Consider the following 23,383-nt stretch of genomic DNA (forward strand, 5'->3'; position numbering starts at 1 on the left):
CCTCCGCTCAGCTGACTGTGTATTCGGGGCTGACCAGGCCGGCGGCCAGCAGCTTGCGGGGCTCGCCGGCCAGCGGCGTGAGGGCGGCGCGGGTGCGCGCGCCCCAGCCGTCGACCACCAGCAGTCGGGCCAACGCGTCCGGCCGGCCGGCGGTGGGCGCGGCGGTCAGGCGGGCCAGCACCGCCGGCGCCGTGGCGGCGGCGAGCATCCCGGCTGTCCGTAGCCGGGCCTGCAACGACGAGGTGGTCAGCCAGGCCGCCCCGGCCGGCCAGCCGCCCACGCTGGGTGGCCGCAGCGGCACCTGGTCCAGGGCGTTGAGACTGCCCAGCAACTGTTTGCGTTGCTGCTCGGGCAGGGCGGACGGGCGGATGCCGAGCTGCCGTAGCGCCCCCACCAACCACTCCACCGGCTGCTTGACCAGCGTGCCCCGGGTCTGCGCGAAGGCTGGCGAGGAGAAGATCGCGCGCAGGGTCGCCACGGTGTCCGCGCCGGCCAGACCTTCCGGTGCCGGGACGTCCGTACCGGCGTAGCGGAACCAGAGCCGCCCGGCGACGAACGTCGCCGCCGCGGGTTGGGCGGCCAGCAGCGCGGCGTAGGTCGGGGCGTCGAACCGGCCGCTCTGACCGAGGATGGTCTTCTCACCGGGGTCGTGTCGCTTGGCCTCGAAGCGGGCCACCCCGGTCCGCCGATCGATCGCCCAGCCCGTCAGGGCGCGCGCGCCGGCCTTCACGTCCGCCTCGGTGTAGTTGCCGATGCCGAGGGTGAACAACTCCATCAGCTCGCGGGCGAGGTTCTCGTTCGGTGCCTTGCGGGTGTTCTTCTGCCCGTCCAGCCAGATGATCAGGGCGGGGTCGCGCACCATCGCGTCGACCAGCGGGCCCAGCGGGCCCCGCCCGTGCCGGCGCAGTGTGTCCAACTGCCCCATCATCGGCCGCGCGGACTTGACCTTCTGAGCGCTGGTCGCCCAGTGCCCGTGCCAGAAGAACAGCAGCTTCTCGGTCAGCCCGTCCTCGGCGGCCACCATCCGGTCCAGCCACCACCCGGTGATCTGCTGGAGCTGCTCGCGGCGCTCCGCATTGGCCTTCTGCCGCTGTTCCCGGGTGGATTCCTTGGTCAGTGCGGCGTACGGGTCCGGGGCCAGTGTCGGCGGCGGGGTGGCCGCCGCACCCCGGTCGGCCCGCCCCGGGTCGAGCAGGCGGTCCAACGTCGCTGCCGGGCCGGCCCGCTCGGCCGCGTCCACCTCGTCGGCGGTAGGCCCGAAGGTGGCCCGGCGCAGCAGGTGCGCCACCGCTTCACGATCGCTCATGACGGCTGACGTTAGGCGGCCCGTGTTCGAGGACGGTAAGGGTGGCGTCCGAATCGCGTTCAGCGTCCCTCGAAGACCGGTTTCTGCTTGCCGACGAAGGCGAGGGTGGACGCTCGGTGGTCGGCGGTGGCACCACAGATCGACTGGGCCTGCGCCTCGGCCGCGAGGGCGTCGGCGAGGGTGCCGGCGTCGGCGATGGAGAGTTGTCGCTTGATCGCCCCGTACGCGACCGTGGGGCCGGCGGCGAGGCGGGCGGCCAGCTCCTGGGCAGCCGGCAGCACCTGCTCGTCGTCGTCCGTCAGTCGATTGAGCAGCCCCAGCCGGCAGGCCTCCTCGGCGCGCACCGGCTCGGCCAGCATCAGCAACTCCACCGCCTTGGCGTGGCCGACCAGTCGAGGCAGCGTCCAGGAGGCGCCGGTGTCGGCGGCGAGACCCACCTTGGCGAAGGCCATCAGGAAACTGGTGCTCGGACCGCCGATGCGGATGTCGGCGAGGAACGCCAGCGACGCGCCGGCCCCGGCGGCCATCCCACGGACCGCGGCGATCACCGGCTTGGGCAGGTTGGCCAGCCGGGCGGCGATCGGGTTGTAGTGCGCCCGCACGGTGGCCAGGGGGTCGCTGCCGGAGTTTTCCAGGGTCGACACGTGTTCGCGCAGGTCCTGACCGGCGCTGAACGAACCGCCCGCCCCGGCCAGCACGACCGCACGGCAGGACCGGTCGGTCTCCAGCTCCGCGAGGGCGTCCCGCAGCGCCTCCTTGAGCGCCACGTCGAACGCGTTCATCGCGGTCGGCCGGTTCAGCGTGAGGGTGACGACGGCGTCGGTCCGGTCGACCAGCAGCGGCTCGGTCACGTGTCTAACGACCCTTCTGTCGGACGATGCGGTTGCCGGCGTCGAGGCACTGTTCGACGTACCGGTCGGCGGCCGGACGCAGACGTGCCGCGTGCCGGTCGAAGAAGCTGGCCGCGGCGGTGCCGGGCCAGCGCTCGGGCAGCAGCGCCGGGGGCAGTTGCGGGTCCCGGAAGAGGAACGTACGCCACGCGTGCACGAGTCGGAACCGCGTCGCGTACGCCTCCTCGTCGCTGCTACGCACGGTGACCGCCGCGAGCAGTGGGCGCTGGTCCGCGACGAACCGCTCGTAGGCTCGGCCGATCTCGGTCAGGTTCCACGCGCGCCGGACCACGCCCATCGCGCCGGGGGTGCCGGCGAAGTGGGCGGCGGTGAACCGCTCGAACCGAATGCCGGCCTCGGCGAGGAGCAGGTCCACGTCGTCGGCCGGGCGGGTGGCGACCCAGGTCTGCTCGTCGAGCGTGCCGTAGCCGAGGAAGCTCAGGTTGGCCGCGAGCCGCTGCCGGTCCCGCCGGGAGCCGGGGGCCTCCAGCACCAGCAGATCGAATCGGCCGTCCCAGGTGACCCGGCCGGTTCGGTAGATCCGGGCCGCTGCCTCGTCGAGCCGTCGCGCTGCTTTCGGTGTGATCGAATATCCCGGTCCGGAGACCAACCGGAGAGGTTCGAGCCAACCCTGGCGCACCATCCGGGACACGGCGGTGCGAACGGCGGGCGGCGCAATTCCCAGCGGTGCTAGTAGCTTGACCAGGGCAGCGACCGGTGCCCGGCCACCCCTCGGACGGAGGTGGTCGCCGTACAGGTCGAAGAGTGCCGACCGTGCCTGCATGACCGCACATTGTGACAGGCCTTCTCAAGATAAGCTAGATGCTGTTACATCAATGCTGCTCCGGTTTGGGTCCGGCGGTGTTCATCAGGGAAAATCGTTGGTCGACGCCCCCGTGACCGTTGCGGGTGGTCGTGACGAAGTGGCTGTGGGGCAACCCACCGACCCTGGTGTAGGTCTGAGGGGAGACAACATGGCGGCGATGAAGCCGCGGACGGGCGACGGTCCGCTGGAAGTCACCAAGGAGGGTCGGGGCATCGTCATGCGGGTCCCGCTGGAGGGCGGTGGCCGGCTCGTCGTCGAGATGACTCCCGACGAGGCCAACGCGCTCGGTGACGCGTTGAAGGCAGCGGCCGGCTGAGTATGGAGTGGTCCGGGCGGCGTACGTCGCCCGGAGCGTTCTTTCGGACCCTGAGCCACCGGTACCGCCGGTGGCTCAGGGTCTTCATCGGTGCGGGTAGGCGGGTTCGGTTCCGCTCCGCGAAACTTCCCTGGAGGTACGGTCCCGCGTGCTCGCCATCCGTCTGATCGCCGAGCCCGACCGGCTCGACGTCCTCGTCCTGCCTGTCCGTGCCGCCGATTCGGCCGAGGTCGTTCCGACTGCGGTGGCACCTCCGGACGGCACCGCCGACGAGGCCGCCGCACTGGTGCCGGCGGCCCGACTGACCGGCCGGGCCGGCGAGATCCACACTCAGCTGCGCCCCGGTCGCACCCCCGGCCGGATGCTCCTGCTCGGCGTCGGCGACGGTGGCGAGGCAGCGTGGCGGACGGCCGGTGCCGCGCTGGCCCGCTCCACCACGGATGAGACGCATATCACCATCGCGCTTCCGGTCGGGGTGACTCCGGCCGCAGTCCGTGGGTTCACCGAAGGGCTGCTGCTCGCCTCGTACCGGTTCCGAATGACCGAGGCCGGCACCGCGCCGACGCTCGACAGCGTCGACCTTCTGCTCGCCGACCCGACCGTGTTCGAGACCACCATCGCCACCGCCCGGACCACCGCGGCGATGACCCATCTCGCCCGTGACCTGACCAACACCCCCTCCTCGGTGAAGACCCCGCAGTGGTTCGCCGACCAGGTGGCCTCCGCCGCAGCCGACCTGCCGGACCTGCGACTGCGGGTCCGCGGGCCGGCCGAACTGGCCGACGAGGGCTTCGGCGGCATCCTCGCCGTGGGAGGTGGTTCGGCCAGCGGCCCCCGGCTCGTCGAGCTGGACTGGCACCCGGCCGACGCCCGTACCCACGTGGTGCTGGTCGGCAAGGGGATCACCTTCGACACCGGCGGCATCTCGATCAAGCCGGTGCCGGCGATGAAGCTGATGCGCAAGGACATGGCCGGCGCGGCCGCGGTCGTCGCCGCCACCCTGGGAGCCGCCGAATTGCGGCTGCCGGTCCGGGTCACCACGTTGGCCCCGCTCGCCGAGAACATGGTCAGCGGCGCGGCGTTCCGACCCGGTGACGTCATCCGGCACTACGGCGGGACGACCAGCGAGACGACCAACTCCGACGCCGAGGGCCGACTGGTCCTCGCCGACGCGTTGGCCTACGCGGTGCAGCAGCTCAAGCCGGACCTGCTGCTCGACCTCGCCACCCTCACCGGTGCCAACGCCGTGGCCCTGGGCAAGCGCACCGCCGCTCTGTACAGCGAGAACGACCAACTGGCCACGGACGTGCTGGCCGCAGCGGAGGCGGCCGGCGAGTCGGCGTGGCGGATGCCACTGCACACCGACTACGTCGAACACCTGGGCAGCGAGATCGCCGACCTCTACAGCGCCCCGGCACAGGGTGCCGGTTCGGTGCTGGCCGCCCTCTACCTGCGCGAGTTCACCGGCGAACTACGGGACCGCTGGCTGCACCTGGACATGTCCGCCCCGTCCTGGGCCGACGGCGACCACGCCGAGGTCAGCCGGGGCGCGACCGGCTGGGGCGTCCGGTGGTTGCTGCGCTGGCTGGCCAGCGTCGACTGACCAGGTCAGCACTTCACCGCGGCGAGCAGCCCGTGCCCGACCGGGAGCAGCGCGGGAATCCAGTGCTCCGACTCCCGGACCGCCTTGATCGTCTCGCGGACCGTCACCGTCTCCGCGTCCCGAGCAGCCGGGTCACCGATCCGGCCGCTGGCGAGCACACCGTTGAGTGCGAGCACGCCCCCCGGGCGCAACAGCCGCAGCGCCGCCTCCACGCAGGCGTGGAAGCCGGTCGCCTCCGCGTCCACGAACACCAGGTCGTACGCGCCGTCGGCGAGCCGGGGCAGCACGTCGAGCGCACGACCGGTGATGATCCGCGTTCGTCCGGCCGCGAAGCCCGCCTCGGCGAAGATCCGTCGGGCGATCCGCTGGTGCTCCACCTCCACGTCGATGGTGGTGAGCACCCCGTCCGCGCGCATGCCGCGCAGCAACCAGACCCCGCTCACCCCGGTGCCGGTGCCGATCTCCACCACGGCGCGCGCGTTGCCGGCGGCCGCCAGCAGCCGCAGCGCCGCTCCCGCACCGGGGGTGACCGCGTCGAGGCCCACCTCCCGGGCCAGGCTGCGGGCGGTGCGCAGGACAAGATCCTCGGCGACGTACGACTCGGCGAACTGCTGAGCCTGGGCCGTCGAACTGCCGGAACCGGCGACCGTGGCGATGGGGCACCTCCGGGGGCGGTGCGTGGTGCGGGGGCGGGTTGGCACTGTGAGCGTAGAGGCGACCGCCGTGGGGCGCAGCCGCGCCTCCGTCTGTCGCGATCACCGGGGCAACCGGTGACTGCACCGCGTACATCCGTGCAATCCTGGAGGCGGTATCCCGTCAGCCGCGACCGAACCGGCCCGTGGCCGGGCGACGCGGCGCGGGATCCGGGGACGGACTGGGAGGCACCGACGTGACCGACGGCTGGGACTGGCGCCGGGGCGGTGAGACTCCGGCGGGACCGCCCGGGGCGGGGAACCCTCCGGCCGGGCCGCCGACCACGCCGGAGGCGGGCAACGCGTCCATCCTGCCGCCAGGCGGGCCGGCGCCAGGGTCTCCGCCGGTGGCTGGTGCGCCCTCGCCGAACTGGCCGGCACCAGGGCATCCGTCGGTGGCGGGTGTGCCGAACGCCACGCCGCCGCCGAGTTGGCCGGCACCGACAGCAGGCGGGGTGCCCGGCCCGGCTGGGGCGTCGCCCTGGTGGTCGGACGCGCTCGCCGATCCATGGCGAGACCCGGCTGCGCCGACCGCAGTGGTGGTGCCCGGGCCGGTGATGGCCGGCGCCGAGCCCGAGGCGGTCACCGATCCGGACGCGCCGGGCCGACCGGCGCTGCGTCACCTGCTGCTCATCCCCGTGATCACCGCCCTCCTGGCCGGCACCCTCGGCGGGGCGCTGGGTTACGCGTTCGCGGTGCGTGGCGGTGCGGGTGGGGCGGTGCTCGGCGGTGCGCCGGCAGAGGTGCCGGCGCTGGCCCAGCGAAAGCCGGAGTCACTGGCCGGTGTCGCCGAACGTGTCCTGCCCAGCGTGGTCACCGTCCGGGTGAGCAGCCTCGGCGGGACCAGCGAGGGCTCCGGCTTCATCGCCACCGCCGACGGCCATGTGATCACCAACGACCACGTGGTGGCCGGCGGCACCGGCAAGGCCTCGGTGGTCTTCAACGACGGCAGCAGCGCTCCAGCGACCATCGTCGGTCAGGACCCGGAGTCGGACATCGCCGTGATCAAGGTGAGTCGTCCCGGGTTGCGGGCGGTCGAATTCGGCGACTCGGACGCGTTGGCCGTCGGCGACCCGGTGCTCGCCATCGGTTCACCGTTGTCGCTGGCCAACACCGTGACCGCCGGCATCGTCAGTGCTCTGGACCGGACGATGCAGGCGGGCGAGCCGGGCGGGCCGGTGCGCTACTACGCGGCCATCCAGACCGACGCCGCGGTCAACCACGGCAACTCGGGCGGCCCGTTGGTCGACGGCGCCGGGCGGGTGGTCGGAGTGAACTCCACCATCAAGTCGCTGGTCGCCGAGGGGCAGGAGGCGGGCAACATCGGTCTCGCCTTCGCCATCCCGATCAACCAGGCCAAGCGGGTGACCCAGGACATCATCGGCACCGGCAAGGCCCGGCGTACGGTGATCGGCGCCCGGGTGGACGGCCCGACCGGAGTTGTCGGGGGTGGCCTGCGGCTGGCGGAGGTGGAGCCGTCCGGCCCGGCGGACGGCGCCGGGTTGAAGGTCGGCGACGTGATTCTCAAGATCAATGGGCGGCCGATGACCGAGCCGACCGACCTGACCGCGTTGGTGCGCAAGTACGCGCCAGGGTCCGTGGTTACCGTCGAGTTTCGGCGCGGCTCCGCGCGGCAGAACACCTCGGTACGACTCGCCGCGGACGCGAAGTGAACAGCGGCTCACCCCTTGCCCGAACGCCGCCCGGCGTGCGTAGTCTTGCTGCTGACGCCGAGAGGAGGCCAACGGGATGCTCGACAACCTGAACTGGTGGGAGATCGGAGCGCTGCTGCTCCTGGCGCTGCTGATCTTCGGCGACCGGCTGCCCGCAGTCATCACCGACGGCCTGCGGTTGGTGCGCAACCTGCGCAACATGGCTCGCAACGCCACCGGCGACCTGAGTCGAGAGCTGGGCACCGACATCCAGCTGGAGGATCTGCACCCGAAGGCGTTCATCCGCAAGCACCTCCTCAGCGAGGAGGACGAGGCGGCGATCCGCAAGCCGCTGCAGGGCGTCTACGACAACCTCCGCGCCGATGTCGGCAGCGTGCACGACGACCTGAAGGACGTGGCCAACTCCGCGGACCTGCGCTCGGGCGGCTCCCGGCCCAGCACGGCCACCAGCAGCCCGTCGGCGCCAGCCCCCCGCGTCAGCTACGACGACGCCACCTGACCGGCACGGCACAGAGACGAAACCGCCCCGCAGGCCCGAGTGGCCGGCGGGGCGTCGTCGATCAGGGGCTCAGCGCCCAGCGGGCTTGAGGCCGAGCGGCTTGCCGAGCAGCGACTCACGGCGGACGGCGAGCCGGTCGGCGATCGTGCCGAGCGCCTGAGCGGCCGGGGACTCCGGCTCGGCCAGCACGATCGGGTTGCCGGCGTCGCCGGCCTCGCGGACCCGGGTGTCCAGCGGGATCTGCCCGAGCAGCGGCACCTGGGCGCCGATGGTCCGGCTCAGTGACTCGGCGACGGCCGTGCCACCGCCGGCACCGAAGATCTCCATCCGGGAGCCGTCCGGCAGCTCCAGCCAGGACATGTTCTCGATGACGCCGACCACGCGCTGATGGGTCTGCAGGGCGATCGCACCGGCCCGCTCGGCCACCTCGGCGGCGGCGGTCTGCGGGGTGGTGACTATCAGGATCTCCGAGTTGGGGAGCAACTGGGCCAGCGAGATGGCCACGTCACCGGTGCCCGGGGGCAGGTCGAGCAGGAGCACGTCCAGGTCGCCCCAGTAGACGTCGGCCAGGAACTGCTGCAACGCCCGGTGCAGCATCGGGCCGCGCCACACCACGGCGGCGTTGCCGGAGGTGAACATGCCGATGGAGATCACCTTCACGCCGTGCGACTGCGGCGGCATGATCATGTCTTCGACCCGGGTGGGTCGGCCGTCCGCGCCGAGCATCCGGGGCACCGAGTGGCCGTAGATGTCCGCGTCGACCACACCGACGGAGAGCCCACGCGCGGCGAGCGCCGCCGCCAGGTTGACCGTCACGCTGGACTTACCGACGCCACCCTTGCCGCTGGCCACCGCGTACACGCGGGTCCGCGAGCCGGGCTGGGCGAACGGGATGACCGGTTCCTCGGTGGCGCCACCGCCGCGCAGCTGCGACTGCAGCGACTGCCGCTGCTCGGGGGTCATCACCCCGAAGTCGATCTCCACGCCGGTGACGCCGGGCACTGCGGCGACGGCGGCGGTGATGTCCGTGCGCAGCTTGTCCTTGAGTGGGCATCCGGCGACGGTGAGCAGCAGCTCGACGCGTACGACGCCGCTGGCAGCGATCGTGGCGGAGCGGACCATGCCCAGCTCGGTGATGGGCCGGCGGATCTCCGGGTCGTTGACGGTGGCCAGGGCGGCCTGGATCGCGTCCTCGACGGTGCTCACGGGTGCTGACATGCCCGCAATGCTACGTCGCGGGGCATCCGCTGCCGCCGCTGCCCGGGGCGGTGTGAGCCAATCGATGACGCGGCGGTCAACCCTCCGACCGGCGCGGCCCGGTGCCGTCCGGCCGGGCGCCGCGGGTGAAGTCGCCGTCCAGGTCGTCGCGGGGTTCGTCCAGGCTGACACCGTCGGTCGGGCGCTGGCCACGTCGCTCCTGCCGGCTGTCCTTTTCCTGCTGGCGGCGCTCCAGTCGTTGCCGGCGTTGCCCGGCCTCGTCCAGTTCCTCGGCCAGCCGGGTCAGCTCGGAACGGAGGAAGTCGCGGGTGGCGACCTCACCCAGCGCGATCCGCAGCGCGGCGATCTCGCGGGCCAGGTACTCGGTGTCCGCCTTCTGCGCGGTGGCCCGCCGCCGGTCCTCCTCCAACGCCAACCGGTCCCGGTCGGCCTGCCGGTTCTGGGCCAGCAGGATCAGTGGTGCGGCGTAGCTGGCCTGCAACGACAGCACCAGGGTCAGGAACGTGAACGTGTACGGGTCGAAGCGCAGGTCTGCCGGCGCCAACGTGTTCCAGACGAACCAGATGGTGATGACCACCGTCATGACCACGATGAAGTTCGCGGTGCCCATGCCCCGGGCGATGCCCTCCGACCACCGGCCGAACGCCTCCGCGTCGAACCGGGGCAGCTTGATGCCCCGCGGCTCGCGTGGTTGGTCCAGCCGTTCGGTTCGCCGCTGCTCAGCCATCCACGCCATCCAGCACAGGGTCGGTGGCGCCCGGGGCGGGCAGGGCGTCCCGGTCCCGCCAGTCCCGGGGCAGCGAGTGGTCCAGCACGTCGTCCACGGTCACGGCGCCGACCAGCCGGTTGTTCCGGTCGATCACCGGCATGGCGACCAGGTCGTAGGTGGCCATCCGACGGGTGATCTCCGGCAGCGGGGTGGTGGGGCGCAGCGGGTCGATGTCGTTGACCACCACCTTGCCGAGCAGGTCGGCGGGTGGTTCGCGCAGTAGCGCCTGGAAGTGCACCATGCCCAGGTAGCGGCCGGTCGGCGTGTTCTGCGGTGCCCGGGTCACGAAGACCTGCGCGGCGACGGCGGGGGAGAGTTGCGGCTCCCGGATCCGGGCCAGCGCCTCGGCGACGGTGGCGTCCGGCGGCAGGATGACCGGCTCCGACGTCATCACGCTGCCCGCCGTGCCCGGCGTGTACTTGAGCAGCTGACGCACCGGGTCCGCCTCGTCGGGCTCCATCAGGTCCAGCAGCACGTCCTGCTCCGGTGGGGGCAGCTCGTTGAGCAGGTCCGCGGCGTCATCCGGGTCCATCTCCTCCAGGACGTCGGCGGCGCGCTCCCGGTCGAGGGCGGCGAGGATCTCCACCTGGTCGTGCTCCGGCAACTCGCTGAGCACGTCGGCCAGCCGCTCGTCGTCCAGCGCGGCCGCCACCTCGTTGCGTCGTGCGTCGGGCAGGTCCTGCAACGCGTTGGCCAGGTCGGCGGGGCGCATGTCCTCCAGGACGGCGAGCAGGTTCGCCGTACCCCGGTTGTCGGCGATGCCGCTGAGCCCGCGCACCCGGTCCCACTCGACCTGGTGCAGGTGACCTCGGCGGGTGAGTCGCCCGGTCTGCTCCCGTACGGCGACCCGGGTCAGTGACCACTCGCCGCCCCGGGAGCATTCCATGGCGACGTCCACCACCGCGCCGGGCTGGCCGCCCGGGTCGAGTTGCACCCGGCGGTCCAGCAGTTCCTGGAGCACCAGCAACTCGTTGGGGCGCTTCTCGAACCGGCGCAGGTTGAGGGTGCCGGAGCCGAGCACGACGGCGTCCGCGTCGATGGAGGTGATCCGGTTGATGGACAGGAAGATCCGACGACGCATCGGCATCTCCGCGACCAGGCCCACCACCTCCGGCGGACGTTTCGTCGCCCGGAGCCGTGCCACGGCGTCACGGACCCGGCCCACCTGGTCACCGTTCGGATCGAAGACGGCGACTCCGGCGAGACGGGCGATGTAGACCCGGGTCGGCGTGCTCACGGGCACCAGCCTAAGCGCCTAGTGTTTATCAACATGTCGACCTTGGCCTACGAGATCGTGGACGTCTTCACCGACCGCCCCTTCGCCGGCAACCCGCTGGCCGTGGTGTTCGGCGCGGAGGGGCTGGCCACCGAGCAGATGCAGGCGCTCGCGCTGGAGTTCAACCTCTCCGAGACGGTGTTCGTGCTGCCTCCGACCCAGGTTGGCGTCACCTACCGGGCCCGGATCTTCACTCCGGTGGAGGAGTTGCCGTTCGCCGGGCACCCCAGTGTCGGTGCGGCGGTCACCGCGAGCCGGCGGGGCATGTTCGGTGTGGGGCAGGTCACCCAGGAGTGCCATGCCGGGGTGCTGCCGATCGAGGTGACCGCCTCCGGGGCGACGCTGACCGGCGGCACACCGACCCTCGGGCCGGAGCTGGATCCGGAGCCGTTGCTGGAGATCGCGGGGCTGGCCGCGGAGGACCACGTCGGCCCAGCTCCACGCGTCGCCGGCTGCGGGTTGGAGTTCCCGTACCTGCCGGTGCGCCCGGAGGCGGTGGCCCGCGCCCGGGTGGACGCGGCTGCGGCGCAGCGGTACGGGGTGTCGCACGTCAGCGTCTTCTCCTGGGACGGGGCCGCGCAAACCGCGCACGCCCGGGTCTTCGTGCCGGGGATCGGTATTCCGGAGGACCCGGCGACCGGCTCGGCGGCGCTCGGTCTGGGTGTCTGGCTGGTGGCGACGGGTCTGCTGCTCGGTGAGGGGCTGTCCCGTTACGCGGTGCGTCAGGGTGTGGAGATGAACCGTCCGTCGGCGCTGGCCTGCACGGTCACCGCGTCGAACGGGGTGGCGGTCGGAGCGACGGTCGCCGGCCAGGTGATGCCGGTCGCCCGGGGCGAGATCGCCGTCCCGCCATTCGTTGGCTGATCCCAGACGTCGATGCGGGAGGATGCGACTGTGACTGACGACGCGCACGGGTCGACGCCGCTGGTCGACGAGGCGATGAAGAAGGCCGCGGTGGCCTGGGTGAGCGTCTCGGGCGGGCCGGCGCTCGCGCTCTGGTGCGCTCCACTCGAGGGTGCGCTCCTGGTGGTCAGCGGGCCGGGCGAGCAGGCGGCGCCGGGTCTGGCCGACGCGACCGAGGCGCAGGTCTCCCTGCGCGGCGACCACGGTGGCCGGATCGTCACCTGGTCGGCGAGGGTGAGCCGGGTGCAGCCGGGCACCGAGGAGTGGGACACCATCGCGCCGTTGGTGGCGGCGAAGCGTCTCAACGCTCCCGGCCCGACCGCCGACCTGGTGGCCCGCTGGGCTGCCGAGGGGTGCGCGGTGAACCGGCTCGCGCCGGCGGGAACGCCGCTGGCCGGCACCGAGCTGCCGGCCGACGCGCAGGCCGAGCCACCCCGGGCCACCCCGGCGGTCCGGGCCACCCGCAAGCCGTTCCGCCTGCATCGGGTCCGTCGTCGCTGATCGGCGCGTCACCCCGTCCGGCCACCCACCGCCACCACCTCGGCGTCGGCTTCGGTGTCGACGAGGGCGAGCACCTCGCCCAGGGTGCCGAGTGTTGGCCCGCGCCAGTCCAGGTCGGCGTTGAACACCATGTGCGTGGCCAGGTCCGGTGCGGCGAGCCGGACGGCGGTCATCCCGGCCCGCTCCGCGCCGGTCAACTCCTGGCTGCCGCCGTCGCCGACGTACAGGCAGTCGCCGGGGGCCAGCCCGAGTCGCCGACAGGCGGTCAGGTAGAGCTCCGGATCCGGTTTGCACCGCCCGAGCTGCACCGAGAAGACCCGCACGTCGAGCAGGGGAGCGACGGCGAGCTGTGGCAGGAAGGCCGGCAGTTCGTGCGTACAGTCGCTGATCACGCCGGTGCGCAGGCCGCGCTGGCGTAGGGCCGCGAGCACCGGCACGGCGTCGGCCCGCAGCCAGGTGTCCGCGCGGACCGCCCGGTGTCGGGACGCCACGGCCGCCCGCACCGCATGGTCACTGGGGTGTACGCCGGCCTGGGCGCACACCCAGCGCAGGGTCGCCTCCGCGTTGCCGAGCAGGCCGGTGGCCCGTTCGTAGTACGTACGGTCCAGCACCTCGGTCAACGTGTCGGTGTGACAGCCGAGCAGCTCGGCGGTGCCGGCGTGCGCGACGCCGCGCTGCACCGAGTGGGTCAGGGTGCCGAAGAAGTCGAACAGCACCGCCTGGTAGGTGGGCATGGTGGAGCGCCTCCAGGCGGTCGAGGGTCGCCGGCGCCGATCTGCGTGATCGTAACGGAGTGATGACCCTCCGTGCTGACCGTCATACGTGTGAGGATTACGACCCGTGCCCCCACCTTCACACCGGCCGTCCCTGGATCCGCTGACCACCGGAGCGGTCGGCCTGGCCGTGGTCGCGGTGTCGTCGTCCGCGCCGCTGATCGCGTACGCCGCCGCGCCCGCGCTGGCCATCGCGTTCTGGCGCAACCTGCTCGCGGTTGCCGTGCTGGGCCCGTTCTCGCTGGCCCGGCGTCGTGCCGAGTTCCGTCGGCTGACCATCGGCGTGGGCCGCCGGGAGGGCCTGTTCTGTGTCCTGTCCGGGGTAGCGCTGGCCGGTCACTTCGCCACCTGGGTGCCGAGCGCCCAGCTCACCACCGTCGCCACGTCCACCGCGTTGGTGGCCACCCAGCCGGTCTGGCAGGGGCTGATCGCCCGCGCCCAGGGGCGTCGGCTGCCCCGGATCGTGTGGATCGGCATCGCGGTGGCGGTCGGCGGGGCGGCGGTCGCCACCGGCGTGGACGTGGGGGTCTCCGGCCGGGCCGTCCTCGGCGACGTGCTGGCGCTGGCCGGCGCGATGTTCGCCGCCGTCTACACCGCCTTCGGCGAACGGGCCCGGACGAGCATCAGCACGACCACGTACACCACCATCTGCTACGGGATCTGCGCCCTCATCCTGCTGGCCATGTGCCTGGTCGGCGGCGTACGGCTGACCGGGTTCGACGGGCGTACCTGGCTGGCCATCCTGGCCCTGGTGGCCGGCGCCCAACTGCTCGGGCACTCGATGTTCAACTACGCCCTGCAGAAGATCCCGGCGACCACGGTGAGCGTGCTGATCCTGCTGGAGGCGCCCGGCGCGGCACTGCTCGGGTGGGCCTGGCTGGGTCAGGTTCCCCGCCCGTACGCGCTGCTCGGGATGGCGTTGCTGCTGGCCGGCGTGGCGGTGGTGGTGCTCGGCGGTCGTCGCGCCGCACCCACCGCGCTGCCCACCGACCCGACCCCGCTCCACGACTGATCGCCCGCTGGTTCCCTCCGTGACGGACCCGCCGCGCGTCTATCCCGGTGAGGAGGGCGATCCGTTGACGACTGAGGACCGCACCCGGGACAGTTTCGCCGACTTCGTCCGGGCCGAGACCGCCGGGCTGACCCGGCTCGCGTACCTGTTGACCGGTGACCGGCACCATGCCGAGGACCTGGTCCAGGTGGCACTGGCTCGGGTCGCGGTGCGGTGGGAGAGGGTCGCAGACCCGCACGCCTACCTGCGGCGGGTGCTCTGCACCCAGGCGGCCAGTTGGTGGCGCTGGCGACGGGCCCGTCCGCCCGAGCGGCTGGACGGCGTCGTGCCGGAACGTCCCGACCCGGGCGACGACGCCGAGGTCCGGCTGGTGCTGTGGACGGCGTTGGCCCGGCTGACCGTGCGGCAGCGCGCGGTCCTCGTGTTGCGCTACTACGAGGACCGCACCGAGACGGAGACGGCAGCACTGCTCGGCTGCCGGGTCGGCACGGTGAAGAGTCAGACCCGGCACGCCCTTCGCCGGCTGCGGGTGCTCGCCCCGGAGCTGGCCGAACTCGTCGGCCGGAGCCCGCAGGAGGTGACCTCCCGATGACCGCCCGACTCTCCGAGGCGCTGCGCCGTCTCGCCGCCGACGTGCCGCCCGCGCGCGTACCGGACGGGCTCTTCGACGCGGCGCGGACCCGGCACCGTCGTCGCCGGGCCGTCGTCGCCGGCGCGCTCGCCGTCCTGGTCCTCCTTCTCGGCACCGGGTACGCGCTGCACCCGGTGGCCCTGCCCCTGCCCGCCGGCCCGCGTCACGACACCCCCGGCCTACCGACCAAGCTGGTCGACCCGCCGCTGCGGACGGCCTCGGTGGGTTACTCGGCACCTGGCGTGGCGGCGATGCTCTTCGGAGGTCCCGCCGTGCGCACCGACTGGTTCGAGACGCGGATGGGTGTGGTGGCCGCGGACGACGACCGCTACCGCGTGCTGGACGGCGATCCGGCCGTGGCGGGTTTCGAGGCGCTGCTCTCCCCGGACGGCCGGTACGCCTGGGTGGGCGATTCCCTGGTCGACCTGAAATCCGGAAAGACCACCTCGAACCGCCCGGACGGCTACCCGCTCGCCTTCGGGCCGAACGGGAAACGCCTGGTCTACGCCGACCCCGACACCACGTTCACGTCCCCGAACACCTACTCCACCCCGTACGTCGGGGTCTACGACCGGGATCGCGGGACGGACGTGTTGCGGGTGCCTGTCGACACCGCCTGGATCCCGCCGGGGCGCACGGCCGCGCTGTCGCCGGACGGCGGTGACCTCGCCCTCCAGGTCCGCGACGAGGTCTGGCTGACCCGGGTGGGTGACGCGGGCGCGGATCGGCTCGCCCAGCCGTACCGGAAGCTGCCGCTGGCCGGCGGGCGGCTCGCCGGTGCCGGCTCCTGGCTGCCGGGCGGGCGGTCGGTGGCGGTCCTGGGCCGGTCCACCTGCACCGACTGCCCGGTGCTGTCCTACCGGCGCACCTGGACCCTGACCCTGCTGTCCACCGTCGACGGCACCCCGTCGGCCGGTACGGCGTTCCCGCCGTTGCGCTCTCGATCGTTCGTGCAACTGCTCGGTTGGCGCTCGGCGGACGAGGCTGTCGCGTTGGTCGGCGTGCCGGGGCCACAGGCGGAGGACCTCCCGGAGGAGCACGACATCGCGTGGGGGCCGTATCACGAGGTCGGCACGGAGGCCGTGGAACTCGTGGTGCTCCGCCGGGGCGCGACAGCCCCGGACGTGCTCTTCCGGACCCCGGAGGGCATCACCGACCTGTCGGTCGCCGCCGACCTCGCGATCAGCGGGGCGGTACGCGAGTCCGGCCGCCCCCACTACGGGCCGCCACCGTTCTGGGCCCTCGCTGTGGGATTCGTCCTCGCGGTTCTCGTCACCCGGCCTGTGTTGGCGATGCTCCGTCGCTGGCGTGACCGGCGACTGGCTCGTGCACCTCGATGACCCGGGTGGTCGGGGCGGCGTCGCCGAGCGCGCTCCGCAGGGCCGCCCGGTCCGGGTCGGCGAGGAACGACTCGTACCCGGCCCGGGAGTCGAACCGGATCACGTGCACCTCGGTCTGCCCGTCGGTGCCGTGCAGCCGGCGGTCGAGGTGGCCGCCGTGTCGTTCGAGCAGGGCCAGCACGGCGTCCTCGTAACGCTGTCCGGCCGTCTCCGCGCCGGCGGCGAACTCGACGACCGCGACGAGTGTCAGCATGGCGGCCACGCTAGTCATCGATGCCGACGGCCTTGGCGCTGGCCTCCCAGAGCCGGGCCGCGAGCTGCGGATCGGCGGCCTTCCGGTACGGCCGACGCAGCCGACGGTCGACGTAGTAACCCCCGTCGACCAGCCGTGAGCGATCCTGGTTGGCCAGCCACACCAGGGTCTCGGCGCCCTTCTCCGGGCTGCGGAACGGCATGAACCGCATGCCGATCGCCACCAGTCTGCTGTCGTTGCCGAACCGGGTACGCACCACACCGGGGTGGAAGCTGTACACCGACATCGTCGGCCAGCGCCGGGCCGCCTCGACGGTGAACAGGACGTTCGCCTGCTTGCTGGTGCCGTACGCGATCGTCGAGTGGTAGCCGCGCAGTGGCGCGTTCAGGTCGTCCGGGTCCAGTGCGCCGAAGCGGTGCGCGCCGGAGGCGGTCACCACGACCCGGTCCACCCGGTCGGCGAGCAGATTGGTCAGCAGGAACGGAGCCAGGTGGTTGGCCTGGATGGACATCTCGAAGCCGTCGACGGTGGTGAGCGGTTGCAACGCGATCGCTCCGGCGTTGTTGGCGAGCACGTCGATCCGGTCGTACGTCGTCCGTAACTGCCCGGCCAGCCGGCGCACGTCGTCGAGGATCGCGAAGTCGGCCCGGAACAACTCCGGACGCTCGCCCGAGCTTTCGCGGACCCGTTCCGCGGCGGCCTGGAGCCTCGCCGGGTCCCGCCCGACCAGCGCAACCCGGTCACCCCGGCAGGCCAGGCGCACGGCGGCGGCCAACCCGATGCCGGAGCTGGCCCCGGTCACCACAACCAGTCGTCGGCGCCCAGTGAGATCTTCCACAGGTCCATTCACCCCGGTCATGGCGCGAGGTTACCGTGGCGTCACAACGCCCTTTGGGATCGTTAAGTTCACGGATCTGTCGTCAGGTGGCGTCGGCATGCCCGCCGGACGCTGGAAGGAGCGCATCCATGGCCGTAGTCGGTCGCCCCCGCAGGTCCTGCCTCGCCGTACCGGGCTCCAGCGTCAAGATGCTCGGCAAGGCGCAGGGCCTTCCGGCCGACCAGGTCTTCCTCGACCTGGAGGACGCCGTCGCCCCGCTGGCCAAGCCGGACGCGCGCAAGAACATCGTCGCCGCGCTCAACGAGGGTGACTGGGCCGGCAAGGCCCGGGTGGTCCGGGTCAACGACCTGACCACCCCGTGGACCTACCGGGACGTCATCGAGGTCGTGGAGGGCGCCGGCGCCAACCTGGACTGCATCATGCTGCCGAAGGTGCAGACCCCCGCCCAGGTGCAGTGGCTGGACCTGACGCTCACCCAGATCGAGAAGACGATCGGCCTGGAGGTCGGTCGGATCGGCATCGAGGCGCAGATCGAGAACGCCGCCGGACTGGTCAACGTGGACGCGATCGCCGCCGCCTCGCCGCGCGTGGAGACCATCATCTTCGGCCCGGCCGACTTCATGGCGTCGATCAACATGAAGTCGATGGTGGTCGGCGGCTTGATCCCGGACTACCCGGGCGACCCGTACCACTACATTCTCATGCGGATCCTGATGGCCGCCCGGATGCACGACAAGCAGGCCATCGACGGCCCCTTCCTGCAGATCCGGGACGTCGACGGGTTCCGCGAGGTGGCCAAGCGCTCGGCGGCGCTGGGCTTCGACGGCAAGTGGGTGCTGCACCCGGGTCAGATCGACGCCGCCAACGAGGTCTACCAGCCGGCGCAGGCCGACTACGACCACGCCGAGCTGATCCTCGACGCGTACGAGCACTACACCTCGGAGGCCGGTGGCCGGCTCGGTGCCGTGATGCTCGGCGACGAGATGATCGACGAGGCGTCCCGCAAGATGGCGCTTGTCATCTCCGCGAAGGGCCGGGCCGCCGGAATGAGCCGTACCTCCTCGTTCACCCCGCCGGAGCAGTGACCGGCCGGGCCGGGTCGACCGCCGTACGGCCGTCGATCCGGTCCGCGACCGGTGGTACGCCGACCCGGCCGCCGCTTCAGTAGCTGCCGCTACCGCTGCCGTTGCTCGTCGTGATCGCGAAGATGATGGCGGCGGCGTAGAGGGCGATGCCCAGCACCATCAGCGCGGTGATGATCCAGCCGACGATGATGCCGGCCTTCGCCATTCCCTCACCGCCCTCGCCGCTGACCCGGATCTGCTTCTGCGCCACGTGGCCGAGGATCGCCCCGATCGGCGCGGTGACGCCGCAGGTGGTGAGGCCGGCCAGGGCCAGCACCAGCGACGCGATGGCCAGCCCGTTGGTCTTCTGCGGTGCCGGGTAGCCGTAACCGGGGTGCGGGGGGTAGCCGGGCGGCGCGTACATCCCCACCGGCTGCCCCGGCGGCACCGTCGCACCCGTGTACGGGTCGCCCGGCGCGTACGGGTCGGTGGGCGCGTACGGGTTGGTGGGGCCGGGTTGGGTGGGTACCGGTTGACCGGCCACCGGGGTCGGGTCCGGTGCGGGGCTCGACGGCTGAGCCGACCACGTGGGGTCGCTCCAGCCGCCGGGCGGCGGGGGATTGGTCATACGAACTCTCCGTCAGGTCGGGTGCGGCATCAGGGTAGCCAGCAGCGCCCAAACCCGACGCCCCCGCTACCGGGTGCCGCGTTGCCCGGGCCGGTTCTAGCGGGCAGGATCCTGGCATGGCATTCGACGCGCGCGCCGCGGACCGCTCCGGCAGCCGAACCAGACGGGACGTCAGCCGTCCCGGCGGTGCTCGACGTGCCCGCGCGGCCACACCGGCGGGCAGCCCCGGCCCCGACGAGCCGGTCGCGCTCGCCGACCCGGTGACCATGCGGCTCGACGGACGGGTCGCCCTGGTGACCGGGGCGGGCAGCCCGGACGGCATCGGGTACGCCACCGCGCGCCGACTCGCCGACCTGGGCGCTCGGGTGGCCATCGTCTCCACCACCCGGCGCATCCACGAGCGGGCCGGTGAGCTGGGGGTGACCGGCTTCGTCGCGGATCTGACCGACGAGTCGGAGGTCGGCGCGCTCGCCGACGCGGTCGCCGAGCAGTTGGGCGACGTCGAGGTGCTGGTCAACAACGCCGGCCTGGCCAGCCGGGCCAGCCAGGGAGTGCTGCGGCCGGTCGCGCAGCTGACCTACGACGAGTGGCGTGGTGAGATCGACCGCAACCTGTCCACCGCGTTCCTGTGCAGTCGCGCCTTCATCGGGGGGATGGCCGAGCGGGGCTGGGGGCGGATCGTCAACCTCGCCGCCACGGCCGGCCCGGTCAACGCACTGCCCACCGAGGCCGCGTACGCCGCGGCGAAGGCCGGAGTCGTCGGGCTGACCCGGGCGCTCGCCATGGAGATGATCGCCGACGGTGTGACGGTGAACGCGGTCGCACCGGGCACGATCTACACCGCCGCGTCCACGATGGCCGAGATCAAGCAGGGGTTGGGCACTCCGGTGGGCCGACCGGGCACTCCGGACGAGGTTGCCGCGGCGATCAGCTTCCTCTGCTCGCCGGCCGCCTCGTACATCACGGGTCAGATGCTGGTGGTGGATGGCGGCAACAGCGTCCGTGAGGCCCGTTTCCGCTGACCGCGCCGCTGGCCCGTCTGTCAGTAGCCGTTGCTGTCGCCGGTGTTGGCGAAGGCCACCAGCGCCAGCCAGCCGCAGCAGGCCAGCACGGTGAGCCCGGTGAAGACGTAGCCGAGGATCAACCCCCAGGTGGCGAGTTGGTCGCCGTCCTCGCCAGTGGTCCGGATCTGCCGCTTCGCCAGGTGGCCGAGGACGGCGCCGGCCGGCGGGAACACGAAGGCGAACACCAGCGACAGGATCGCGAGCACGTTGGTGCCCCGACCCGGGCCGCCGGGCGGTGGGCCGTACTGACCGTAGGGGCCCTGCGGGGGGTACGGCGGCTGCTGACTCCAGTGCGCCGACTGCTGCGGGCCCTGCTGCGCGTACGGCGACGGTTCGTCCGCCGGTGGCCCGTACGGTGAGCGTTCCGCCGGTAGCTCGTACGCCGGCTGGTCCGGCGGCGGCGCATACGGCGGCTGCCCGGCTGGCGGCGGCGCGTACGGCGACTGGTCCCGGGGTGGCTCGTAGGGTGACGGTGGCTGCTCGTCTGATGGTGGTCCCGACGGCGGCGGGTAGCTCACGGCTGTCCTCCTCCTGCCGGTGCCGGAAAAGTCCCTCTTGCCGGACGCTACCCGCAGCGGTGAACCTTTTCACAGCGGTTGTGTGGACTGGTCACCTTGGCCTCCTGCGGCCCGGAGACCGATACTGACCCAGCGTTCAGTTACCCACGAGTAGTGCGCGGATCCCCGGAGGCTGAGATGGCTCGACTCGCCCAGACGCCCGGCCTGACCGATGTGCAACAGTCGATCCTGGAGACCGTTCGGGACTTCGCCGACAAGGAGATCATCCCGCACGCGCAGCGGCTGGAACACGCCGACGAATACCCCACCGACATCCTCGACGGGATGCGCGAGATGGGGCTGTTCGGCCTTACCATCGACGAGGAGTTCGGCGGCCTGGGTGAGTCCCTGCTGACCTACGCGCTGGTGGTCGAGCAACTGTCCCGGGGCTGGATGTCGATCTCCGGCATCGTCAACACCCACTTCATCGTGGCGTACCTGATCTCCCAGCACGGCTCCGCCGAGCAGAAGGCCCGCCTGCTGCCGAAGATGGCCACCGGCGAGGTCCGGGGCGCGTTCTCGATGTCCGAGCCGGAGACCGGCTCCGACGTCTCCGCGATCAAGTCAAGGGCCGTACGCGACGGCGACAACTACGTGCTCAACGGGCAGAAGATGTGGCTGACCAACGGGGCGTACTCCTCGGTGGTGGCCACCCTGGTCAAGACCGACACCGGCGCCGACTCGGTGTACGGCAACATGAGCACCTTCCTGCTGGAGAAAGAGCCGGGCTTCGGCGAGACCGCCCCCGGCCTCACCATCCCCGGCAAGATCGAGAAAATGGGCTACAAGGGCGTCGAGACCACCGAGATGGTCCTCGACGGGGTGACCGTGCCCGGCTCCTCGATCCTCGGCGGCACCGACCAGGTGGGCCGAGGTTTCTACCAGATGATGGACGGCATCGAGGTGGGCCGGGTCAACGTGGCCGCCCGCGCCTGCGGCATCTCCATCCGCGCCTTCGAGTTGGCGGTCAGCTACGCCCAGCAGCGCAAGACGTTCGGCCAGCCGCTCGCCAGGCACCAGGCGATCGCCTTCAAGCTCGCCGAGATGGGCACGAAGATCGAGGCCGCGCACGCCCTCATGGTCAACGCCGCACGCCTCAAGGACGCCGGCCAGCGCAACGACGTCGAGGCCGGGATGGCCAAGCTGCTCGCCTCGGAATACTGCGCCGAGGTCGTCCAGGAGGCGTTCCGCATCCACGGTGGCTACGGCTACTCCAAGGAGTACGAGATCGAGCGGCTGATGCGGGAGGCCCCGTTCCTGCTCATCGGCGAGGGCACCTCGGAGATCCAGAAGACCATCATCTCCCGCGGCCTCCTCAAGGAGTACAAGCTCTAGGTGTTGAGATCGATGCCGCGTGAAGCGAGGTGGCACGCCAACATCGAGGTAGTGACATGTGTCACATTCAGCGGGCGCATGGGATCGGCTGCGGCTGCCTAGGGTTAATCAACGGCTACACGAAGACTTGCTACGTACTACGGGGGTATCGTGGCGCTTCCTTTTGGCTGCCCGCAGTTCCGGGGGCCAGCCCTCTCGTCGCGCCTCGGGTGTGCAGGCGATCATTCCTGCAACCGGGGCGGTGTTGTTCGGTGTCCTGCTGGAGGCGCCGGTGCCCGCCACGGTTGGCGGTCGCGAGTTCCTCGAGCTCGGTCAGCACGTCGCGTTGCGTGGCGGCGAGATCTTCACCGTCGGCCGGCTGGCCGAGTTGGCGAAGGAAGCCACCGCGCGGGCCGTGCTCATCCACGTGCGCGACGCTTGGGCGGGGAAGTGATGGCGCTTCCCCGGTGGTGGCCAGCCCTCGTGGTGGCGAGTGCCGTGCTGGCTTCGCCGGACGGGGCGGACGCTCGGCGGTGGGCCCCGACCGCCGGCGCCGAGGTCGACGATCCGTCTTTGCTGCTGCGCCTGCCACGCCTCGCCGAAGTCCTCGCCGAGCGGGTCGACGAAGTAGCCGAAGGTGAGCGGCTCGCCTTCCTCCGCGTTCTGGACGGGGTTCTGGCCGATGGTGACCAGTCCGAAAAGGACGCCGCTGCGACGGGGTTCCTCGAATCCCCCTGGCCGTGGAACAGTGGGGCCTCGATGTCCGCCGAGCCTGGCCTGAGATGGGTGCCAGGTCGCAGCACTATTGCGGTGAGTGGAATGCCATAACGGCAGTGCGGTCGCCTGACTGGATGCGGTCGGCCTGACGTTCGTTCCGATGACGGTCGCGCCAGGTGGCGACCGACCAGAGAAGGAGAAGTCATGGGTAAGAGAGTCATTCCCGCCGCCTTGGCGGCACTGGGAGTCACGGCAGCGGTCGCTGTTCCGGTGGCGCTGTCGATAGGGCCGGCCAATGCGGCGGAAGAGATGCCTTCGCTCGTGGAGGACTTCTCCTATCCGGGTGCCGCAGCCATCGAGCAGGCCCGCGACATCGAGCTCATCAAGGGCGATGGTCGGATCACCCTCGTCGACTGCACGACCAACCCGGAACTGATCCGGGTGGAAAGCCTTCTGCGCACTGATTTCTGCTTCCTGGTGAAGGGGGACACGGGCTGGTTGAGCCTTCGCCTGGACGGTGTGTTTTTGATCCACTCCGGCGACCAGCGAGTGGCGGCGAAGGTTGCCGCCAACGGCACGGAAGAGACGATCAACATCCGGGAGAACCAGGTCGAGTCGGTCGGCATCGGCGATCCGGACTTCGGCGTACTTCTCGAAATCCGGGCGACGCCGCCGGCCTGAGAGGTGCCTGCTTTTCGGCGGCGTTGACGCAACGTGGCG

At 71.7% G+C, this 23,383-nt stretch carries 26 protein-coding genes; 14 read left to right on the forward strand and 12 right to left on the reverse strand.

Features of this window, described 5'->3' with window-relative positions:
* Positions 1-7: 7 nt before the first annotated feature.
* Genes O7614_RS05095 through O7614_RS05105 form a run of 3 tightly spaced genes read right to left on the reverse strand, consistent with a single transcriptional unit; the run spans position 8 to position 2,980 of the window.
* Positions 8-1,306, reverse strand: coding sequence for a DUF1800 domain-containing protein (locus O7614_RS05095; RefSeq protein ID WP_278137337.1), 1,299 nt, complete (start codon positions 1,304-1,306; stop codon positions 8-10).
* 59 nt (positions 1,307-1,365) lie between these two features.
* Complete coding sequence (locus O7614_RS05100; RefSeq protein ID WP_278137338.1) at positions 1,366-2,157, reverse strand: enoyl-CoA hydratase-related protein; 792 nt, start codon at positions 2,155-2,157, stop codon at positions 1,366-1,368.
* Between the two features lie 4 nt (positions 2,158-2,161).
* Complete coding sequence (locus O7614_RS05105; RefSeq protein WP_278137339.1) at positions 2,162-2,980, reverse strand: PaaX family transcriptional regulator C-terminal domain-containing protein; 819 nt, start codon at positions 2,978-2,980, stop codon at positions 2,162-2,164.
* Positions 2,981-3,170: 190 nt separating this feature from the next.
* Here O7614_RS05105 and O7614_RS05110 point away from each other — a divergent pair, with 190 nt between their 5' ends.
* A complete protein-coding gene (locus tag O7614_RS05110) occupies positions 3,171-3,338 on the forward strand; it encodes a DUF3117 domain-containing protein (protein ID WP_007455245.1) in 168 nt (55 codons plus the stop codon).
* A gap of 148 nt (positions 3,339-3,486) precedes the next feature.
* Positions 3,487-4,941 (forward strand): leucyl aminopeptidase family protein, encoded by a 1,455-nt coding sequence (locus O7614_RS05115; RefSeq protein ID WP_278137340.1) that lies wholly within the window; start codon positions 3,487-3,489, stop codon positions 4,939-4,941.
* A gap of 5 nt (positions 4,942-4,946) precedes the next feature.
* Here the strand turns inward: O7614_RS05115 and O7614_RS05120 are convergent, their stop codons facing one another.
* Complete coding sequence (locus O7614_RS05120; protein ID WP_278142148.1) at positions 4,947-5,597, reverse strand: O-methyltransferase; 651 nt, start codon at positions 5,595-5,597, stop codon at positions 4,947-4,949.
* Positions 5,598-6,037: 440 nt separating this feature from the next.
* On the opposite strand from O7614_RS05120, the gene O7614_RS05125 reads away from it, so the two are divergent.
* Positions 6,038-7,306: a trypsin-like peptidase domain-containing protein gene (locus O7614_RS05125; protein WP_347404394.1), complete on the forward strand. Its 1,269-nt coding sequence runs from the start codon at positions 6,038-6,040 to the stop codon at positions 7,304-7,306.
* Positions 7,307-7,382: 76 nt separating this feature from the next.
* Positions 7,383-7,805 (forward strand): preprotein translocase subunit TatB, encoded by a 423-nt coding sequence (locus O7614_RS05130; protein ID WP_278137341.1) that lies wholly within the window; start codon positions 7,383-7,385, stop codon positions 7,803-7,805.
* Positions 7,806-7,874: 69 nt separating this feature from the next.
* Here the strand turns inward: O7614_RS05130 and O7614_RS05135 are convergent, their stop codons facing one another.
* The 3 genes from O7614_RS05135 to O7614_RS05145 all read right to left on the reverse strand — a co-directional run bounded on the left by O7614_RS05135 (position 7,875) and on the right by O7614_RS05145 (position 11,029).
* The gene (locus O7614_RS05135; RefSeq protein ID WP_278137342.1) at positions 7,875-9,023 is read right to left on the reverse strand and encodes an Mrp/NBP35 family ATP-binding protein; all 1,149 of its coding nucleotides are present in this window, start codon (positions 9,021-9,023) and stop codon (positions 7,875-7,877) included.
* Between the two features lie 76 nt (positions 9,024-9,099).
* Complete coding sequence (locus O7614_RS05140) at positions 9,100-9,750, reverse strand: DUF1003 domain-containing protein (protein ID WP_278137343.1); 651 nt, start codon at positions 9,748-9,750, stop codon at positions 9,100-9,102.
* Positions 9,743-11,029 (reverse strand): CBS domain-containing protein, encoded by a 1,287-nt coding sequence (locus tag O7614_RS05145; RefSeq protein ID WP_278137345.1) that lies wholly within the window; start codon positions 11,027-11,029, stop codon positions 9,743-9,745. Before O7614_RS05145 ends, O7614_RS05140 begins: the two co-directional genes overlap by 8 nt.
* Before the next feature lie 33 nt (positions 11,030-11,062).
* Here O7614_RS05145 and O7614_RS05150 point away from each other — a divergent pair, with 33 nt between their 5' ends.
* Together O7614_RS05150 and O7614_RS05155 are read left to right on the forward strand one after the other, a co-directional pair.
* Positions 11,063-11,932, forward strand: a complete 870-nt coding sequence (locus O7614_RS05150) for a PhzF family phenazine biosynthesis protein (RefSeq protein WP_278137346.1) — start codon at positions 11,063-11,065, stop codon at positions 11,930-11,932.
* A gap of 12 nt (positions 11,933-11,944) precedes the next feature.
* Positions 11,945-12,472, forward strand: coding sequence for a hypothetical protein (locus tag O7614_RS05155; RefSeq protein WP_278137347.1), 528 nt, complete (start codon positions 11,945-11,947; stop codon positions 12,470-12,472).
* 8 nt (positions 12,473-12,480) lie between these two features.
* On the opposite strand, the gene O7614_RS05160 is transcribed toward O7614_RS05155, so the two are convergent.
* A complete protein-coding gene (locus O7614_RS05160; RefSeq protein ID WP_278137348.1) occupies positions 12,481-13,206 on the reverse strand; it encodes an HAD family hydrolase in 726 nt (241 codons plus the stop codon).
* A 106-nt stretch (positions 13,207-13,312) separates the two neighbouring features.
* Between O7614_RS05160 and O7614_RS05165 the strand changes: the two genes are divergently transcribed.
* The 3 genes from O7614_RS05165 to O7614_RS05175 all read left to right on the forward strand — a co-directional run bounded on the left by O7614_RS05165 (position 13,313) and on the right by O7614_RS05175 (position 16,228).
* On the forward strand, positions 13,313-14,257 hold the full coding sequence (locus O7614_RS05165) for a DMT family transporter (RefSeq protein WP_278137349.1): 945 nt from the start codon (positions 13,313-13,315) through the stop codon (positions 14,255-14,257).
* Between the two features lie 64 nt (positions 14,258-14,321).
* Positions 14,322-14,849, forward strand: a complete 528-nt coding sequence (locus O7614_RS05170) for a SigE family RNA polymerase sigma factor (RefSeq protein WP_278137350.1) — start codon at positions 14,322-14,324, stop codon at positions 14,847-14,849.
* Positions 14,846-16,228 (forward strand): hypothetical protein, encoded by a 1,383-nt coding sequence (locus tag O7614_RS05175; RefSeq protein WP_278137351.1) that lies wholly within the window; start codon positions 14,846-14,848, stop codon positions 16,226-16,228. Before O7614_RS05170 ends, O7614_RS05175 begins: the two co-directional genes overlap by 4 nt.
* Here the strand turns inward: O7614_RS05175 and O7614_RS05180 are convergent.
* On the reverse strand, positions 16,161-16,481 hold the full coding sequence (locus tag O7614_RS05180) for a hypothetical protein (protein ID WP_278137352.1): 321 nt from the start codon (positions 16,479-16,481) through the stop codon (positions 16,161-16,163). The two genes, O7614_RS05175 and O7614_RS05180, sit on opposite strands and share 68 nt — an antisense overlap.
* A gap of 10 nt (positions 16,482-16,491) precedes the next feature.
* On the reverse strand, positions 16,492-17,319 hold the full coding sequence (locus tag O7614_RS05185) for an SDR family NAD(P)-dependent oxidoreductase (RefSeq protein ID WP_278142150.1): 828 nt from the start codon (positions 17,317-17,319) through the stop codon (positions 16,492-16,494).
* A gap of 128 nt (positions 17,320-17,447) precedes the next feature.
* Here O7614_RS05185 and O7614_RS05190 point away from each other — a divergent pair, with 128 nt between their 5' ends.
* Positions 17,448-18,404, forward strand: a complete 957-nt coding sequence (locus O7614_RS05190; protein WP_278137353.1) for a CoA ester lyase — start codon at positions 17,448-17,450, stop codon at positions 18,402-18,404.
* A 76-nt stretch (positions 18,405-18,480) separates the two neighbouring features.
* Here the strand turns inward: O7614_RS05190 and O7614_RS05195 are convergent, their stop codons facing one another.
* On the reverse strand, positions 18,481-19,011 hold the full coding sequence (locus O7614_RS05195) for a DUF4190 domain-containing protein (RefSeq protein WP_278137354.1): 531 nt from the start codon (positions 19,009-19,011) through the stop codon (positions 18,481-18,483).
* Between the two features lie 116 nt (positions 19,012-19,127).
* Between O7614_RS05195 and O7614_RS05200 the strand changes: the two genes are divergently transcribed.
* A complete protein-coding gene (locus O7614_RS05200) occupies positions 19,128-20,033 on the forward strand; it encodes an SDR family NAD(P)-dependent oxidoreductase (protein ID WP_278137355.1) in 906 nt (301 codons plus the stop codon).
* Positions 20,034-20,053: 20 nt separating this feature from the next.
* Here O7614_RS05200 and O7614_RS05205 read toward each other — a convergent pair whose 3' ends face one another.
* On the reverse strand, positions 20,054-20,593 hold the full coding sequence (locus tag O7614_RS05205; RefSeq protein WP_278137356.1) for a DUF4190 domain-containing protein: 540 nt from the start codon (positions 20,591-20,593) through the stop codon (positions 20,054-20,056).
* Positions 20,594-20,770: 177 nt separating this feature from the next.
* Here O7614_RS05205 and O7614_RS05210 point away from each other — a divergent pair, with 177 nt between their 5' ends.
* From O7614_RS05210 to O7614_RS05220, 3 genes are all read left to right on the forward strand, one after another.
* Positions 20,771-21,967, forward strand: coding sequence for an acyl-CoA dehydrogenase family protein (locus tag O7614_RS05210; RefSeq protein ID WP_278137357.1), 1,197 nt, complete (start codon positions 20,771-20,773; stop codon positions 21,965-21,967).
* 271 nt (positions 21,968-22,238) lie between these two features.
* Positions 22,239-22,400 carry a hypothetical protein gene (locus O7614_RS05215; protein WP_278137358.1) on the forward strand — a complete coding sequence of 54 codons (162 nt, stop codon included), beginning with the start codon at positions 22,239-22,241 and terminating at the stop codon, positions 22,398-22,400.
* Positions 22,401-22,867: 467 nt separating this feature from the next.
* Positions 22,868-23,344, forward strand: coding sequence for a hypothetical protein (locus O7614_RS05220; protein WP_278137359.1), 477 nt, complete (start codon positions 22,868-22,870; stop codon positions 23,342-23,344).
* The last annotated feature ends 39 nt before the right edge of the window (positions 23,345-23,383 follow it).

This window comes from Micromonospora sp. WMMD961 (assembly GCF_029626145.1).
Classification (GTDB): domain Bacteria; phylum Actinomycetota; class Actinomycetes; order Mycobacteriales; family Micromonosporaceae; genus Micromonospora.